Genomic DNA, 18,570 nt, shown 5'->3' with positions numbered 1-18,570 from the left:
ACCGGTCTTTTTTATGCGGCTTTCACTTGATTCAGGATACATTAGTGCATGAAAGCCTCACAGAGAGTCACTGAAACAAAACACGCCTGCTAATGTCATTACATGCCAGATGCTTATATTAAATAGGACGTATGAAGATACGTGCTAAAACCATTTTAAAGAATAAGGATAAGCTCTATGTCGAATGATAATTTTGATCGTGATGTAATTAAGAATGCGCCTAAAGATGTCCGCGATGATTTAAATGCTGATCCAATTACGGGTGAACCTGGCGCACATCCTGTAGGTACAGGTGTAGGTGCTGCAGGTGGCGCAGCAGCTGGTGCAGCCATTGGTGCTGCAGGCGGTCCAGTCGGTGTCGCTGTTGGTGGTGTAGTCGGTGCTGTTGTTGGTGGTCTGGCAGGTAAAGGTGTAGGCGAAGCTATAAATCCAACAGAAGAGCAAGCTTACTGGCGTGATAATTCGATCAATACGCCATACTATTCAGATGCCCGTACCACCTATAGCGATCTGGATTATGACCGTGATTATGATACGGCCTATCGAGTCGGTTATGAAAACCGTGGCAGCTATGATGCTCATACCCGTTTTGAAGATGTAGAACCTGATTTGAGACTGAAATGGGAACAAATGAAAGGCGAATCACGTTTAAACTGGGAACAGGCTAAATTTGCAGTGCGTGATGCCTGGAATCGTGTTTCACGTTAATTTTTAATCTTTGGATTAAACTGAAGTTTCTTTGGTAAAATCTGCAATAGGTTTGTGGGTTTTACCAATTTTAGTGATACATCTCACGGTTTGATGAATTAATAAATAAAAGTAGAAAAGTTAATAAATATTTTTTTATATTTAATGCTTGTCAAATGATCACAGAGCGCGTATTTTAATTTCAGAATCACATTTTATGAAAGACATAACATGTTAAAGCAACCTATCATTTCAAACGCATATTTTTATTTCTGGCAGTTTAGCTAATTGCCTGAATGCGTTTGGGCAATGAAAAGGTTGCCCACCAGTTTATACCTGATCGGCAACCCTGATCAGGTTTTTTTTATGCCTTTCATTTTTTACAATATTTTGGAGACAGCCATGACAAACTTTAACTATTCATACTTTAACAACTTTTATTGGTCTTATTTTAGTCAGCTAATGACACTCACAACACCTTCGATTAGACCCATAACGCTCAAATAAAAGTTTGGACTGATTGCCAGTCCCAGGATTAAAGTCATGAATACCCCAAATACATCACAACAACATCATGCTGAAAGCATTTTAATTTTACCTCAGCAGCTTAAGCAGCAATTGCCACTGTCTCCGCAATTAGCCAGCCAAGTCGCTGAACACCGTCAAACTATTCAAAATATATTAGAAGGCAAGGATCATCGTTTAATGGTGGTCACAGGCCCATGTTCCATTCATGATGAAGCTTCCGCGCTAGACTATGCAGAAAAATTAAAACAACTTCAGTCACAGCTATCTGATCAGATTTTCCTGGTGATGCGTGCTTATATCGAAAAGCCGCGGACTACCGTAGGCTGGAAAGGTTTCCTTTACGATCCAAATCTGGATGGTTCATCCAATATGCAATTGGGCTTGGAAAAATCCCGTGACTTATACCTAAAAATCATTGAAATGGGTCTGCCCATTGCCTCTGAAATTCTTAGCCCGATGGCAACTGCTTATTTCGATGACTTATTAGCTTGGGGTGCGATTGGCGCACGTACCAGCGAATCGCAAATTCATCGCGAAATTTCCAGCCATATGCCGTACAGCATCGGTTTTAAAAATGGTACTGACGGTTCGATCCAGATTGCATTAGATGCCATTCAGTCTGCCTCTCATCCTCATCAATTCCTGGGGATGAACCAGTCTGGTTTACCATGCATTTTACACTCGCAAGGTAATCCTAAAGCACATTTGATTTTACGTGGCTCGAATAGCGGACCAAATTACCAATTGTCAGAAATTGAGAAAATCCGGGCCAAACATCAGATCGACTTACCGGCATTGGTGATTGACTGTAGTCATGGCAATAGCTCAAAAAATCCGATGCTGCAGCCTGAAGTATTGGAGCAGATCGTGGCAGAACGCTTACAGACCAATGTTCGTGGCGTAATGCTAGAAAGTCATCTTGTTGACGGCAACCAGAAAATTTCTGAGCAAATGACTTATGGTCAGTCTGTAACTGATGGATGTCTGGGCTGGACAAAAACCGAACAACTATTGTTAAATATGACTGACTCACTACGGCTCGAAGGTTTGAAGCGTAGTGCTTAAAACTGAATGATGTCTTTCCTCAATTGATTGGGGAAAGACAGAATCAGATGAAGCCGATCAGCGCATCTCCCAGATGCTTAAACTAGCTCATCACAGCGTTTGAAAATAAAAATAATGATTAGAACGATTTTATAAATTGAATAAAAATAATTAGGTTCTAGACTAGCAAAATGATTATGTTAGTCTAGAATCATGATAGAAAACAGTAAATTAAGTCACTACAAGATTAAAAAAATTATTCAATGCTTTTGTGTTGATATTCCTGCTTCCAAAACAGCCTTATTACTCAATTTAAATCGTAATACGATTAACTATTGGTACATGCTTTTTAGAGAAACTATCTATGATCATCAAACAGATTTAAGAGCTAAGTTTGTTGGTTCAATAGAAGTAGATGAAAGCTATTTTGGAGCGAAAAGGCAACGTGGGTTTCATGGAAAGTTAAAGCGTGGTCGTGGGACTCTAAAACAGCCAGTATTTGGAATATTCGAACGTAATGGGCGCGTCTATACTGAAATCGTACCTGACTGTAAAATGAAGACTTTACAAGAGGTTATCATTGGTAAAGTTTCACTTGAGAGTGTGATTTATAGTGATGGATGGCGTGGCTATAATGGTCTTGTTGATGTGGGTTATTCAAAGCATTTTAGGGTAAATCACGGAGCAAATGAGTTTGCTAGAGGAGAATGTCATATAAATGGAATAGAATCATTTTGGAGCTTTTGTAAAAGAAGGCTAGCAAAGTTTAACGGCATATCAAAAGAGTACTTTGATTATCATCTTAAAGAAACTGAATGGCGTTGGATGAGTGAACCTAATGAGTTAGCAACTGAGCTGTGGAACCTCATTAGGTAAAATTAAGTGTAAATCTGCTAGTCTAGAGCCATAATTAAATTAAAAAATAAACAATAACAATAATTTATTAGAGGTCTTGCTTCAGCTGATTCTACACGGCTGACCAATCATGATCTCAGGAATCTCGATATGTATACAACCGAATTGCTCGATGAAGCACGTAAATTTATGCACCATATGCTAAGCGTAATACGGACTCCAATAATGAACTGCGCTTGCAAATCAAATTGAAAAGTAATCGTCTTAACCCAGTTTTGCAGGCGGAAAGTACTCAAATATCTATGCTTGAGCAGTCTAGATCACGCACACTTTCTACCGATTAATACTGAGGATCTGGGCAACGCATAATTTGGCTAAAAACGTATGGCCAATGTCACTTTTAATGTTAGGTGGCATAATCAATGCCAGAGTCTGAAAGTGGATATTTCTATTTTAGGTTTACAACTGTGTTATTCACCAATTAAAATGTCTATGCGATAAACCATTTAAAATGTCCTGTTTTTAACCACAAGAGTCAAGCACAGGATTTAACTTTCTTTGTTCAATAACAGCTTTCTGAGCTTTACGACTCGGCATACTTTTCTTGAGACGGGAACGTTTATTCTGTTTTTCCAACTCTTCATGTTGTTGCTGAATATGTGCCAGAACTGTACCTAACCGTTTATTCTCAACGATCTCATTCTGCTGTAGCCCAGCTAATTTATTGAAAATGCTGTAGTTGAGCTTTCGTCCCTCGTGCATGAGGGCCACAGTCCCATCCGGGTACTCCAGAAATGAAATATATTGCCCAACAAGCTTATGATTCAGCTCTATCGGTTCAAGCAGATAAATACATTTGTCATAGGTCAGGGTCAGATTCTTGGTGACCTTACGCGGTTCCTGCCAGGTAAAAATATCATCCAGTTCAAGATGAGATTCGGTTAATGGCCGATGTAAATTCTTTGAGTCTCGCGCACACTTGGCAAACTTCTGATTGAAATGCTCAATAAAGCAGGGCAGCCAGGCATTTGCCTCGGCAATTGAACAGATACCTTCTAGGCGCATTTCCTTGATCAGGCGATCCTGGAGTGTTCTATTGGCACGTTCCACACGGCCTTTGGCCTGGGGTGAGTTGGCGAAGATAATATCAATATTTAACTCATTCAGAATCCGCCCAAATTGCGTGATCTGGCTATCTTGGCTCGATTTCTGATTCACTCGGAATACCGAGTGTTTATCGCTATAAAACGCTAAAGGCTTGCCGTATTGCTCAATGTAGGCTCGGGTTGAAAGCATATAATCAAAGGTCGTTTCAGCCTCACAAAAGCGCAGATGCAACAGCTTTCCAGTGGCGTCATCGATATAAACCAGCAAACAGCATTTGGCCGCTCGACCTTCAAACCAGTCATGATATGAGCCATCAATTTGGATCAGTTCACCGAAGCAATCACGGTTGTATCGAGGCTGATATGGACGTTTCAGGCGCTTGGATCGAGGAATCCAGAGGTCATTTGCAGTCATCCAGCGCCGAAGCGTTTCTACCGGGATATTGAGGTCAAACATGCTGCTGAGCTTCTCATGCGCCAAGGTAGGACCAAAGCCAAGTAAATGTTCAGAAATAATGGAAAGACATTCTGATTTTAACAGGACGTCATGGCGACGATGACCCGGTTGACCACGACTGGCATGTGCCATACCTGAGACACCATCTTGATTGAGCTTCTGCAATAACCGGGTAATTTGACGGGTGGAAAGATTCAGGATTTCAGCAGCACGGACCTGGGTAATACGATGATCTCTAACGTCTTGCAGAACTGCAAGACGTTGAATTTCTTTATCAGACATAGTGATCAGCATCTATATTTTATATCCAGTCCATGGTGATAAAAACCATCATAAACCAGACATTTTTATTGGTGAGAATATAGACACTTTAAATGGGTTCTAACAATAGTATTTCGTATAATCGCCATTATGTTAAATGGCACTAAGCATATTAATTTTGTCTATATTTACGATTATCAAATATGTTCATAAATATTAATGTAAAGAATACCATGAGGGCATATTGCAAACTAAAAGCAATAGCAGAAATATAAGGATGTGCGAAACTGTTTAAGTAGGTAAGAGTATCGCCTTTGCGCCATTCTTTATATGGTGGGAGAGGCTCATCATTAATAATAAACCAAGTCAGGTTCATTAGGCCTAAAGTAAAACAGAAAAATACAATGCCAAGCCAGCCATTGATAGACTGCTGGTTCTTATTTAATGTTGCATAATGCTGACGTATTTGTCTTACATATTTGGCTGGTAGTGGGTGTCTTAAATAATTAATAACAATAAGCCCAATCACGAAAAAATTACATATTGCAAAATAGTCATTTAGAAACTTATGTTGGCTTGAAATCGAAGAGTCAATTGTGGTCGGAAATAAGCCCTGAAATGAGAAATCAAAACTGACTATGACTAATGCGATTACAGTGGGTACAAGATAAAAATAATAAAATGGTGCTGTAACATCTAAATAATATAAAAAAGCTGATTTTTTTTCATAGTTTTTGGTGATTTCGTTTAAGTTTTCCTAAAATTAACATAATACACGTTATACGAAATTCTCTTGTTAGAACCCATTTAAAGTGTCTATATTCTCACCAATAAAAATGTCTGGTTTATGATGGTTTTTATCACCATGGACTGGATATAAAATATAGATGCTGATCACTATGTCTGATAAAGAAATTCAACGTCTTGCAGTTCTGCAAGACGTTAGAGATCATCGTATTACCCAGGTCCGTGCTGCTGAAATCCTGAATCTTTCCACCCGTCAAATTACCCGGTTATTGCAGAAGCTCAATCAAGATGGTGTCTCAGGTATGGCACATGCCAGTCGTGGTCAACCGGGTCATCGTCGCCATGACGTCCTGTTAAAATCAGAATGTCTTTCCATTATTTCTGAACATTTACTTGGCTTTGGTCCTACATTGGCGCATGAGAAGCTCAGCAGCATGTTTGGCCTGCATATCCCGGTAGAAACGGTTCGTCGCTGGATGACTGCAAATGACCTCTGGATTCCTCGATCCAAGCGCCTGAAACGTCCATATCAGCCTAGATACAACCGTGATTGCTTCGGTGAGCTGATCCAGATCGATGGCTCATATCATGACTGGTTTGAAGGTCGAGCTTCCAAATGCTGCTTGCTGGTTTATATCGATGACGCCACTGGAAAGCTGTTGCATCTGCGCTTTTGTGAGGCTGAAACGACCTTTGATTATATGCTTTCAACCCGAGCCTACATTGAGCAATACGGCAAGCCTTTAGCGTTTTATAGCGATAAACACTCGGTATTCCGAGTGAATCAGAAATCGAGCCAAGATAGCCAGATCACGCAATTTGGGCGGATCCTGAATGAGTTAAACATTGATATTGTCTTCGCCAACTCCCCACAAGCCAAAGGCCGTGTGGAACGTGCCAATAGAACACTCCAGGATCGCCTGATCAAGGAAATGTGCCTAGAAGGTATCTGTTCAATTGCCGAGGCAAATGCCTGGCTGCCCTGCTTTATTGAGCATTTCAATCAGAAGTTTGCCAAGTGTGCGCGAAACTCAAAGAATTTACATCGGCCATTAACCGAATCTCATCTTGAACTGGATGATATTTTTACCTGGCAGGAACCGCGTAAGGTCACCAAGAATCTGACCCTGACCTATGACAAATGTATTTATCTGCTTGAACCGACAGAGCTGAATCATAAGCTTGTTGGGCAATATATTTCATTTCTGGAGTACCCGGATGGGACTGTGGCCCTCATGCACGAGGGACGAAAGCTCAACTACAGCATTTTCAATAAATTAGCTGGGCTACAGCAGAATGAGATCGTTGAGAATAAACGGTTAGGTACAGTTCTGGCACATATTCAGCAACAGCATGAAGAGTTGGAAAAACAGAATAAACGTTCCCGTCTCAAGAAAAGTATGCCGAGTCGTAAAGCTCAGAAAGCTGTTATTGAACAAAGAAAGTTAAATCCTGTGCTTGACTCTTGTGGTTAAAAACAGGACATTTTAAATGGTTTATCGCATAGACATTTTAATTGGTGAATAACATCTCTATTTTATTTTATATAAATCATATTTTTATAATCAAATAAAAAGCCTAACTTAGCTGAATCGGGCTTTTTTAATAATTTACCAAGTTTCACGCCTGTTATTTGAGCAAAGTTCCACGATTTTGTTCAATTTTCATAAACATTATCCTATTTTTCATAATTCATTATTACATCTAATAGAACCGAAATTGGTACATAAAAAATAGGGGAGTTGGTAATCATAAAGAAAGAAAAATAACATTCTATATGTCGCAAATGACAAATAATGAATCGTCTAACAGAATTCAACCTTTAAAATTACAATCCTATTTTTTTTGGCAGAGTTGCTTTAAAAAGCTTGAATACTTCTACTTAATTTAATTTTTATTGAAGTAGGTCACATAAATATTAAAAAATATTTTCTTTATAAATCAAATATATTTGAGCATATTTATAAAACGCTGCACAATCAAATTAAAATATTTGGCATAAATCTAAGATCAAGGTTTGTGCAGTTGTGCATTTCCGGGGGAAAAGATGTTCACGGCAGAATTGTTGGACGAAGCAAAAAAATTCATGCATCACATGCTGACTAAAGTGGTGGAATATGGCGGTTCAGATTTATTTATTACGGCTGATTTTCCACCGAGTATTAAACATCAAGGCTTAATGAAACCTTTTGGACAGCAGGAACTCACAGCTGAAAAAACCAAGCTGTTTGCCTACAGTCTGATGAATGATAAACAGCGTAAAGAATTTGAAACTGAACTTGAGTGCAATTTTGCCATCACCGTGCCAGGTGTTTCCCGTTTTCGGGTCAATGTGTTTGTACAACAACTTAATGTTGGCATGGTGATTCGTACCATTACTGCAGAAATTCCAAATTTCCAGAAGCTGAAATTACCGGAATCTCTGAAACATGTGATTATGGAAAAACGTGGACTGGTATTGGTAGTCGGAGGAACAGGTTCCGGTAAATCAACTTCACTCGCAGCCATGATTGACTATCGAAATGAAAATTCAGCCGGGCATATCATTACCGTAGAAGACCCGGTTGAATATGTGCACAAGCATAAAAAATCCATGATTACTCATCGTGAAGTCGGAGTGGACTGCCATTCCTGGCATAATGCGCTGAAAAATACCTTGCGTCAGGCACCAGATGTGATTCTGATCGGCGAAATTCGCGATACTGAAACCATGGAACACGCGATTGCTTTTGCTGAAACTGGACATCTGTGTTTGGGAACGCTGCATTCTAATAATGCCAACCAGACTTTAGACCGAATTATCAACTTTTTCCCGGAAGAACGCCGGAACCAGCTATTAATGGATTTGTCATCCAATATGAAGGCGATCATTTCACAGCGTCTGATTCGTACTCAAGATGGTAAAGGCCGTCGTGCAGCGATTGAAATCATGTTAAATACGCCACTGATGTCTGACCTGATTTTGAAAGGTGAATTCCACGAATTGAAAGCGATTATGGCGAAATCGCGTGAACTGGGCATGCAGACCTTTGACCAGGCCTTATTTGACCTGTATAACCAGGGTGAAATTTCTTATGAAGAAGCCTTGCGCAATGCCGATTCGACCAATGAACTGCGCTTACAAATCAAGCTGAAAAGTAACCGACAGGACACTACCGTAGCCACAGAGGCAACCCAATTCACCATGATGCAAGAGCCAAAAGCGGAAGAGAAACAAGCAGAGAATACTTCGGTGTCAGAATAAATATTTGCTCAAAAAATCACAGGCAGAATTTTCTGCCTGTTTTTTTATTGATCTTATTTATTATTCGATTCAATCCATAAAACTAGACGGTTTTACGTTGCACCACCAGCTTAAAATAAACAATACTGCTTAAGGTTAAAATACCGCATAGCATAAAAGCAAACTGATAACTGTAAGCTGCAATGATGGTACCAATCAGTAGTGAACCGATGGCAATCCCCAGATCATAAAAAGTATAAAAAGTTGAGGTTGCATAGCCAATTCGATGCTTGGGCGCACGTTGAATCGCCAAGGTTTGAATACACGGTTGCACACTGCCAAAGCCCACGCCAACCATGACTGCAGCCAGCATGAATCCCCATAAAGTCTGAATCTGGCTAAGTAAAAATAAACCCAAACTAAAAGCCACCAAGGCCGGATAAATCACATACTGCGGACCTTTACGATCATAAATTTTTCCGGTGATCGGCCGTAGGCTCATCATGGAAATGGTGAAAACCACAAAGAATAAACCCGCATAAGCCATTAAATCCTTGCTGGCTGCAAATGGCGCGATAAAGGACATAATGCTGGCATAAGAAAATGAAATTAGCATAGCCAGTACCGCGACAGGCAGCACTTTCTTTTCCACAAAATCATTCAGCTCAAGCGATGTTTTGTTGTTGGTATTTTCGATGATTTTTTCAGGCTCTTTGACCGGAATCAAAAAACAGAAGGCAAATCCAATAAAAACCAAGGTGATCAACAGCATGCTGACCTGAAAATAAGACCAGTGTTCAATCAGGCTTAGACCTATTAACGGACCTAAGACAATCCCCAGATTAACCGACATGACAAAATAGCCCATGCCTTCGCCTTTACGTTGCTCCGGAATAAACTGGTTCACCACAAGCACACAAACTGTAGTCAAGATACTGAACCAGATGCCGTGTAAGAAACGGATGATAAACAGAATCGTGAGCTGATCTGCCAACAGATAAGTAAGTGAAAATAAGCTAAAGAACACTTCAGAAATAATCAGGGTTTTACGCACCCCGAATTTTTCGATAATTAAACCGCTAAAAGGTCGCACTGCAATGGCAGACACCATAAACAAGGTCATGGCCAGACCTGCCTGAGTCAGGTTGCCGCCTAATTCTTTTAAGATGTATATTGGCAAAATTGTGGTTTGTGCAAAATAGAAAATAAATAAAAATAGGTTGTTGGCCAAACAAAGCACAAATGACTTGGTCCATAGTGGCGCTGCAATGGCGTTCATGATTTTCCTAAAATGATATGCTGTAAGACGTTGGGCTCAGCATGGGAAATTATTGTTATAAATAAGCGCGAGCTATCTAGGAGCGAAGGAGATATGAGCAAGACTTTAAGAAAAATAAGTGAAAAATACAATGATATTTCATGATAAATGCATGAAATTTAATTTGAACTAGGAAATGCAACGCTTGATCTTTAATAAAAAAATCAGCCCGGAGGCTGATTTTTTAAAGTTAAAAGGGCTTAGAGGCCAGCTTCATATTCTGTATTGGAAAGCAGCTTTTCGACATCTGCCATATTGTCTGGCTTGATTTTATAGATCCAGCCTTTGCCGTATGGGTCATCATTAATAAAATCAGGATCATCTTCAAGATCAGGATTGATTTCAACCACTACACCAGACACCGGCGCATGAATATCAGAAGCTGTTTTTACTGATTCAACCACGCCAGCTTGTTCGCCTGCAGTGATATGTGAAGCAAGATCTGGTGCTTCGACATAAACCAAATCACCTAACGCATCCTGTGCATGGTCGGAAATACCGGTCACAACAAGATCACCCTCAATGCGCACCCATTCATGTGTACTTGCGTACTTTAATTCTGCAGGATGATTCATTGATAACTCCTTAAAAATCTTAAGATCATTTTTGACATGTTTTATACATTCTTTTTAAGCAAAACAAAAGGCTTATACTCCCTTATAAATAAGGATCTTTGCGCCAGTTGCTCGGGCTGCGACCACTCCAGCGTTTAAACGCCCGACTAAAATTGGCGACATCACTATAACCCAGTTCATCGGCAATCTGTTCCAGGGTAAAATCTGTCCGAGACAATAATGAGGTGGCATGCCGGTAACGCACTTCATCGACGAGTGTAGAAAAGGAGGTGCCTTCGGCGGCGAGTTGACGTTTTAAGGTGCGGTCAGACATGTGTAAGCGATCCGCCACACTTTCAATACTCAGATAATGCTGCTCGGCATGGGTCAAGATATCTCGGACGCGCATCGCAATCCGATGCCGTTCGCCCAAGGCAGAAAGTTCCGTTTCACACTGGTTAATCGCAATCTGGCTGGCAATCGGATCGGCGTGCACCAGCTTATTCATCAGGTAACTTTTATCAAAGCTCAGAATTAAATGCGGTTGTTCAAAACGGAACTGATGCGTTGGAAACTTCGCCATAAAGCGTTCAAAACCTTCCGGCTTCTTAAAATCGAAGTCGATTTCTCCCGTGGCATCGGTAACGCCTGTAATGGCTTTGGCCATACTGATCAGACCAATCATCAAGGCAATGGAAATTTCGGTGCGCAGCGGTTCAAGCTGAATATCGGTTTGCAGCTGTACCGTGGCTTTAGCACCAAAAGTCGAGAAAAACAGTTGCAGTAAGGGTAAACGAAGTTGAATAAATCGATTCGCCAGTACCAGCGCATCGGTAATATTATTCGCCGTCATAATCGCATAGCCAATAAAGCCATGAATCGAGATCCGCATCTGTGTGCCGAGATGATAACCCAGGGTCGGCTCGCCGGTCAGTTTCAGGGCATATTTGACCAGTTCGTTGGCGACAGGGGTTGGAATACGAAAATCAGGATCTGCCAACTGTTCACTGGTCAGGCCAAAAGGTTGGAAAAGCGACTCATTATTATAACCCCAGCGGGAAATGACATCGAGAAGCAGGAGACCGTAAACACCTGGAATTCCTTGGTCTTGGCGTGGAGCAATTGTTTTCATGCGCGATCCGTTGCACTCATTCAAATTTTTTTATTTATAGATAGATATTGGCATGAAGCCACCAAATTTTTCATTAAAATTGTTGGACAAAATTTTGGCGATTGTGACTCTGCCACTGGCAGATTAGCCTGAATTCAGTATTAAAATCAATTTAAACCACATAATTTTATGGATGAAATTAAAATTATTTTATTGAACCGGTCACATCTCTGCATTGGCTGGCTCAGGGCAAGAAGATTGTCTAAGCATTGAATAGGGCTTCATCAGAGTGCTTTCAGAACTGGAGAGTTATGTCATTTCATTAAAATACCAGATAGATGGCAACTTGCTGTTCATCTGTAGAGAAAATTTTAAAAAGAAAGGTCTGGGCAAAGTTTTCTTTTGTCCCAGACCTGTTCGGTATTGAAGACAATCAAATCGTCAACAGTTTAATCGTCTTGCTGATTTTGTATTAATCAAGATTTTTCGATGCTTTGACCTGTTGCTGAATCAACATGCCGCCCGTTTGACGCTGCCAAAGCTGGGCATAGATGCCATTCAATGCTACCAGTTCATCATGCGTGCCTTGTTCGGCAATTCGACCCTGATCCAGCACAATCAGACGATCCATCTGGGCAATGGTAGACAGGCGATGAGCAATGGCAATCACAGTTTTACCCTGCATCAAGTCGTCCAGACTGTTTTGAATAGCGGCTTCGACTTCAGAATCCAGCGCACTGGTGGCTTCATCCAGAATCAGAATCGGCGCATCTTTCAGGAATACACGTGCAATTGCAATTCGCTGACGCTGTCCGCCGGAAAGTTTCACGCCACGTTCACCGACATAGGCTTCATAGCCTTTTTTACCACGCAAATCGGTCAGATTGGGAATAAACTCTTCCGCTTTGGCTTTACGTACGGCTTCAAACATTTCTTCATCAGTCGCATCCGGACGACCATATTTAATGTTTTCAGCGACAGTGCGATGTAGCAGTGAAGTATCTTGAGTCACTAATGCAATGTTCTTGCGCAAACTGTCCTGAGTCACATCGTCAATATCCTGACCATCGATCAAGATACGACCCTGGTTAATATGATAAAAGTGCAACAACAGTTGAATCAGGGTAGATTTCCCGGCACCTGAACGGCCGACAATACCAATTTTTTCACCTGGACGAATGGTCAGATTAAACTGATCAATCACGTTTTTATCATTATAGGCAAAGCTGACATTTTCGAATTTGATCTCACCATGATTGAGCTGTAGCTCTTTGGCACCCGGTTTATCTTCAATGGCAATTTTGCGGCCTAAAGTTTTCATACCATCCTGAATAGTACCGACATTTTCAAACAGGGCAGAGGTCTGCCACATCATAAATTCGGCAATACTGTTCAGTTTCAGTACCATTGCCGTAGTTGCGGCAATAATGCCCAGCTCAGCCTGACCTTCCATCCACAGCCAGATCGCGGTACCCAGTACGCCACCGTACAACACCACACTTAGCAGTAAAATACTGATTTCGTATTGGGCACCCAGACGCATCTGTTTATATACCGTTACCATAAATTCCTGCATCGAAGTCTTGGCATACTGGCTTTCGCGGCCGGCATGAGCAAACAGCTTGACGGTCTGGATATTGGTATAGGCATCTGTGATACGACCGGTCATGACCGCACGGGCATCCGCCTGGGCATTGGAAATTTTGCTCAAACGCGGAATGAAGTAACACGCTGCACAGATAAACAAGGCTAGCCAGACCATCAATGGAATGATCAGCAAAGGTGAAATTGCACCTAAGACAATATTGATGGTGATGAAATAAATCAGCACATAAGCCAGCATGTCACCCAGAATCACCCAGAACTCGCGTACTGCCAGCGCCGTTTGCATGACCTTGGCCGATAAGCGTCCGGCAAAATCATTATGGAAAAAATCCAGGCTTTGTTTCATCAGCAGGTTATGAAAGCGCCAGCGTAAACGCATCGGGAAATTGCTATACAAAATCTGATGCTTAATTAGGGATTGGGCGCTAGCGAAAAAAATATTGGCCAGAAGAACAATACTCAGTAAGGTTAAATTGCTAGCATGCTGTTCCAGAAAAGTATCGGGCTGGCTTTTACTGAGCCAGTTCACCAGCTCACCAATTTTTGAATACAGAAAAGCTTCGAAGCTGGCAGCACCGGCAGTACACAGTACCAGAATCAGCAAATAACGGCGGACTCCATAGGCTGCCTGCCAGACAAATGGAAAAAACTTGGTCGGTAAAGGTTGGTTCAGATTTTTGGTGGGATAGGGGTCAACCAGTCTTTCAAGCCATCGAAACATTATCGTACTCTTATCATGCATTTTGCTTTTCGGGAATTATAAAGGATTCTGTTTTTTTAAGCCCGTAATTGGGTGAAATTGCCACAAAATGATTCACTCAATTAAAACTTAGATTATAAAAATTAAACTAAAGCCAGATTTATGCCAGTCAGGATCTAAACAGATGAGGAAATAAAAAAGCCTGAAATGCAGTAGCATGTCAGGCTTGAGGTTGGATGACTTATGTTTAAGTAATAATGGAAGATGGTTGAGTAAATGCTTCCTTTAAATCAAGACCTGAAGGCGCTTGATAGACCTTTAATCCAAATTCCGGAATAATCGCCAGCAGATGATCCATGATATCCGACTGGATATTTTCATACTCCACCCAGGCGGTGGTATTAGTAAAGGCATAAATCTCTAATGGTAAACCCTCACTGGTTGGCTGCAATTGGCGCACCATCAGGGAATGATTTTTACTAATGCCCGAATGCTGTTGCAGATAAAATTCTACATAGGCACGGAAAGTTCCCAGATTGGTGAGACGGCGCTGGTTATATTGCGAATGATGGCTCAGTTGCAGATTAAATTGTTCCAGTTCCTCTGACTTGGTATTTAAGTATTGATCCAACAGAATAAAATTTTTCAGCTTGTTCTGTTCTTCAGCCGACATAAAATGCACGCTGCTTTGATCAATATGAATCGAGCGCTTGATCCGGCGTGCACCGGCTTCCTGCATGCCACGCCAGTTTTTAAAGGTGTCCGTCACCAGTTTGTTGGTCGGAATGGTAGTCACTGTTTTATCAAAATTCTGTACCGTAATGGTATGTAATGACATATCAATGACATCGCCGTCCGCATTCAGCGAGGGCATTTCGATCCAGTCGCCAATCCGCACCATGTCATAAGATGAAATCTGCACTGACGCCACCAGTGACAAAATGGTATTTTGAAAGACCAGCATCAACACCGCGGCCATGGCACCGAAGCCAGCCAGCAAGGTAAAGACATCCTTTTTCAGGAAAGTGCCGAGAATCATCAGGCCACAGACAATAAAGATAATCAGTTTGACCAGCTGCAAATAACCTTTAATCGGTTTGTTACGTGACTTGGGATTACGCTGATAGACCAGGTTAAAAATATTCAGTAATTCACCAAGAGCCAGGGCAATCGTCAGGAAAATAAAAGCCTGTGCCCCCATTTGCACAAAGGACTCAACCTTGTCAGATAAATGCGGTACCGTGGTAATCCCGTTCATGATCACCACTGCCGGAACAATATTGGCAATCCGGCGAATCACGCTATGCTCAGCAAAAATCTGATTATTGGCAAAAGGCATTCTGGAAATCAGTTGACGTATTCCGCGTACCACAATCTGTTTGGCAAATAGATTGGCAAGAATCGCCAGTAAAATCACAATACTCAGTGAAGATAGCATTTCCAGCCATGGGTACTGATCTGCCCATTCTTGAATATTCCGAATAAAATTAAACTGTTCCAAACGATCTTTCTCTTCAATCAAAAATTTAGATCAAGTTTATAGTTTTGGATCAGATTTTTTAATATTGGATAACTTTTTAAAACATATCTATTGGTGCAAATCATTCAATAAAAGTGCCTACAACTAAAAAACCGGCGAATTCGCCGGTTTCTGATCTTCAAGATTTCAGTAATGATAACGCGATTCTTACCACATCAAATCATCAGGAATAACATAAGCAGCATATGGATCTTCTTCATCAGTGGTTTCTTCATTTTTCTCTGAATTATTCACAATGATAAAGCCCTGCATTTTCGCATTGATACGATCTGCCAGAGCTTTAGGCAAGAAAGCATAGCTGTCATTTTCACGTGCAATCACCAGACTGCCTGTCACCAGTGCATTATAGATCTGTTGGTTTAAATAGACCTTTTTAATTTTGCTGTCATCAATAAACTGATACACCGCATCGCCGTCAGTATCACGGATTTTGTGCTGATTAATCATTTGCATGATTGCGGCTTTGAGTTCTTTTTCCTGCAAAGCTGCTTTTTTCTCTTGCTCAATCGCCTGATCTTTAGCCATTTTTTGCTGTTTGTCTTGTTCAATCTTGGCCTTGATTTCAGCCTCGGTACCGTCACCGGTGCGTTTTTCATGCACAGCCTGTTTAGACAGTTTTTTGGCTTTTTTATTATCGACCAATCCTGCCTTTAACAATTGTGCCTGCAATGCATTTTTAACCATGAGAATGTCCAGATATTAGTCGTGTTGATGTCGATAACGTAAATAAATCACCCAATACGTGAGACTGAGAACCAGACTCAGCACTGCCGGGATCAGGAATGCATTTAATTTTAAATAAGGATATAGCCAGCTGGCAAGAATGCCGCCGCTTAAAAAACCGAGCAAAATAAGCAGATGCAAAACCACGCGTCGTGATTCTACCTCCAAACCGCGCAAACGGTAGCCCATCGCCAAGCCGAGGTCGGTCAGTACGCCAGATAAATGCGTGGTGCGAATAATGGCGCCTTTATAATGGCTGACCATGGCATTTTGCACACCCATGGCGACACAGGCCCATAACAAGGCATAGCGCGGGAAATAGGGCAATAATAACCAGCAGATCAAAATAAAAATAGCCACCAAGCTTAAAGGGTAACCATAAAGCTGCCCCAGGCGAAAGTGACTATTTCCAAGAATGAGCCCGCTATAGGATGAACCAATGACATAGCAGAGTGTGACCAGAAAGAGATACAACATCTGTTCTGGTTGCCAGTTCAGCAGGGCCATGGCCAGCATACTGACATTACCGGTCATATGTGAAACAGACTGGTGCAGTACCGTCACCAGACCCAGGACGTTAATCATGCCGGCATTGACCGCAAGAAAAAACGCCCCTAATTGTATCCAGGTAGGTAAACGCTGTAATGGCATAACAACATCATTGGCTAAACATATTGATTAATCAATATAAAATCAATTTGATGCGCGGTCTACTGCTGCAGTAAATAAAACATCAGTCGATGAGTTTAGCGCGGTTTCAGTAGAATCCTGCAATACGCTGATGACCATACCAATGGCGACCACTTGCATGGCGATATCCGAAGAAATACCAAACAGGCCACATGCAACTGGAATCAATAGTAATGAACCGCCTGCAACACCTGAAGCGCCACATGCCGAAACGGTTGCCACCACAGAAAGAATGAGCATAGTGCTGAAATCGACGCTAATCCCCAAAGTATTTACAGCCGCCAATGACAATACAGTAATGGTCACAGAAGCACCTGCCATGTTGATCGTAGCACCCAAAGGAATTGCGATACTTGAAGTTGATTCCTTGACGCCCAGACGTTTTGCCAAGTCCAGATTGACTGGAATATTGGCTGCCGAACTACGGGTAAAGAAAGCGGTAATGCCACTTTCGCGCAAGCAAGTGAATACCAGTGGATACGGGTTGTTGCGTGTCATTAAGGCAACCAGAAGCGGATTAATTACCAGTGCAACGAAAACCATCGTTCCGAGCAACACAGCAAGTAAATGTACGTAACTGGTCAGCGTATCCAGACCAGATTCAGCAAAAGTCACTGCAACCAGACCAAAAATACCCAAAGGTGCAAAGCTGATCACTAAACGAATCACATAGTTCACTGCAAAGGCTGCATCATTCAAAAGCGTCTTGGTGCTATCCGATGCATGACGGAAAGCGATGCCTAATGCCACTGACCAAGCCAGGATGCCAATAAAGTTTGCTTCAGCAATTGCAACAACCGGATTGGTAACAAAACTGAGCAGTAAATTCTTCAGGATTTCTACCAGACTGCCAGGTGGCTGTAAGTCAGCTTGTGCAGCGATATCCAGAAACAGCGTACTTGGAAATAAGATACTCGCAACCACGGCGCTCAGTGCAGCAAGGAACATACCCACTGCATACATGATCATAATCGGTTTGATGGGGGTGTTGGATTGACCCACCTTAAAATTCGCGATAGAAGCTAAAACTAAAATGAAAACCAGAATCGGTGCAACAGACTTCAAGGCTTTAATAAACAGGTCGCCCAATAGGCTTAATGAGGGAGTAGCTTCGGGAAATACCACAGCCACACCCACACCTAAAATAATGGCGATGATGATTCGAGAGACTAAGCTCATGCGCATAAGGGCAGAAAACATAAGGTTGCCTTGTGAAAATTACGAGGGCTAAATTTGGGAAAAAGTTGCGCTATTTTATACTTAATTTAAACAAGGCTTAAAATATATTTTCATATTAAAACCAAGATATTGATATTATTGATATATTCTAAAATTAACGGGTTTAAAACATTGCTTATATTGAAGAAAAACTTCTTAAAATGATGAATAAATCAGCATATTTAAAATTGTATTCATGAAAT

15 protein-coding genes are annotated in these 18,570 nt (G+C 41.4%); 5 read left to right on the top strand and 10 right to left on the bottom strand.

Annotated features, from left to right (window positions below; genetic code table 11):
- The first annotated feature begins 177 nt into the window (after window positions 1-177).
- The 3 genes from F893_RS10585 (at window position 178) to F893_RS10575 (ending at window position 3,135) form a co-directional block, all read left to right on the top strand.
- A complete protein-coding gene (locus F893_RS10585) occupies window positions 178-708 on the top strand; it encodes a hypothetical protein (protein WP_004280428.1) in 531 nt (176 codons plus the stop codon).
- Between the two features lie 522 nt (window positions 709-1,230).
- Window positions 1,231-2,280 carry a 3-deoxy-7-phosphoheptulonate synthase gene (locus F893_RS10580; protein ID WP_005251959.1) on the top strand — a complete coding sequence of 350 codons (1,050 nt, stop codon included), beginning with the start codon at window positions 1,231-1,233 and terminating at the stop codon, window positions 2,278-2,280.
- Between the two features lie 192 nt (window positions 2,281-2,472).
- Window positions 2,473-3,135, top strand: coding sequence for an IS1595-like element ISAcra1 family transposase (locus F893_RS10575; RefSeq protein WP_005251958.1), 663 nt, complete (start codon window positions 2,473-2,475; stop codon window positions 3,133-3,135).
- Between the two features lie 501 nt (window positions 3,136-3,636).
- Here the strand turns inward: F893_RS10575 and F893_RS10570 are convergent.
- Window positions 3,637-4,971: an ISNCY family transposase gene (locus F893_RS10570; protein ID WP_005251955.1), complete on the bottom strand. Its 1,335-nt coding sequence runs from the start codon at window positions 4,969-4,971 to the stop codon at window positions 3,637-3,639.
- Window positions 4,972-5,110: 139 nt separating this feature from the next.
- Window positions 5,111-5,467: a hypothetical protein gene (locus tag F893_RS18120; RefSeq protein WP_005251954.1), complete on the bottom strand. Its 357-nt coding sequence runs from the start codon at window positions 5,465-5,467 to the stop codon at window positions 5,111-5,113.
- Between the two features lie 358 nt (window positions 5,468-5,825).
- Here F893_RS18120 and F893_RS10560 point away from each other — a divergent pair, with 358 nt between their 5' ends.
- Window positions 5,826-7,160 (top strand): ISNCY-like element ISAba32 family transposase, encoded by a 1,335-nt coding sequence (locus F893_RS10560; protein ID WP_005251953.1) that lies wholly within the window; start codon window positions 5,826-5,828, stop codon window positions 7,158-7,160.
- 572 nt (window positions 7,161-7,732) lie between these two features.
- Complete coding sequence (locus F893_RS10555; RefSeq protein WP_005251952.1) at window positions 7,733-8,929, top strand: PilT/PilU family type 4a pilus ATPase; 1,197 nt, start codon at window positions 7,733-7,735, stop codon at window positions 8,927-8,929.
- Between the two features lie 82 nt (window positions 8,930-9,011).
- Here F893_RS10555 and F893_RS10550 read toward each other — a convergent pair whose 3' ends face one another.
- The 8 genes from F893_RS10550 to sstT all read right to left on the bottom strand — a co-directional run bounded on the left by F893_RS10550 (window position 9,012) and on the right by sstT (window position 18,349).
- Window positions 9,012-10,187, bottom strand: a complete 1,176-nt coding sequence (locus F893_RS10550) for an MFS transporter (RefSeq protein ID WP_005251951.1) — start codon at window positions 10,185-10,187, stop codon at window positions 9,012-9,014.
- 239 nt (window positions 10,188-10,426) lie between these two features.
- Window positions 10,427-10,801, bottom strand: coding sequence for a glycine cleavage system protein GcvH (gene gcvH, locus F893_RS10545; protein ID WP_004731147.1), 375 nt, complete (start codon window positions 10,799-10,801; stop codon window positions 10,427-10,429).
- 82 nt (window positions 10,802-10,883) lie between these two features.
- Window positions 10,884-11,912 (bottom strand): AraC family transcriptional regulator, encoded by a 1,029-nt coding sequence (locus F893_RS10540; RefSeq protein ID WP_005251950.1) that lies wholly within the window; start codon window positions 11,910-11,912, stop codon window positions 10,884-10,886.
- Between the two features lie 451 nt (window positions 11,913-12,363).
- Complete coding sequence (locus tag F893_RS10535) at window positions 12,364-14,217, bottom strand: ABC transporter ATP-binding protein (RefSeq protein WP_005251949.1); 1,854 nt, start codon at window positions 14,215-14,217, stop codon at window positions 12,364-12,366.
- A gap of 226 nt (window positions 14,218-14,443) precedes the next feature.
- Window positions 14,444-15,718 carry a mechanosensitive ion channel family protein gene (locus tag F893_RS10530; protein ID WP_004647066.1) on the bottom strand — a complete coding sequence of 425 codons (1,275 nt, stop codon included), beginning with the start codon at window positions 15,716-15,718 and terminating at the stop codon, window positions 14,444-14,446.
- Window positions 15,719-15,883: 165 nt separating this feature from the next.
- Complete coding sequence (locus F893_RS10525) at window positions 15,884-16,420, bottom strand: DUF2058 domain-containing protein (protein WP_005251947.1); 537 nt, start codon at window positions 16,418-16,420, stop codon at window positions 15,884-15,886.
- A gap of 15 nt (window positions 16,421-16,435) precedes the next feature.
- Window positions 16,436-17,110, bottom strand: a complete 675-nt coding sequence (locus F893_RS10520) for a YoaK family protein (protein WP_005251946.1) — start codon at window positions 17,108-17,110, stop codon at window positions 16,436-16,438.
- 42 nt (window positions 17,111-17,152) lie between these two features.
- A complete protein-coding gene (gene sstT, locus F893_RS10515) occupies window positions 17,153-18,349 on the bottom strand; it encodes a serine/threonine transporter SstT (RefSeq protein ID WP_005251944.1) in 1,197 nt (398 codons plus the stop codon).
- Window positions 18,350-18,570 lie beyond the last annotated feature (221 nt).

The sequence above is a fragment of the Acinetobacter sp. CIP 102136 genome (genome assembly GCF_000369685.1).
Lineage (GTDB): Bacteria > Pseudomonadota > Gammaproteobacteria > Pseudomonadales > Moraxellaceae > Acinetobacter > Acinetobacter fasciculus.
The sequence above is the reverse complement of the archived record's forward strand: the minus strand, read 5'-3'. Positions and strand labels throughout refer to the sequence as shown.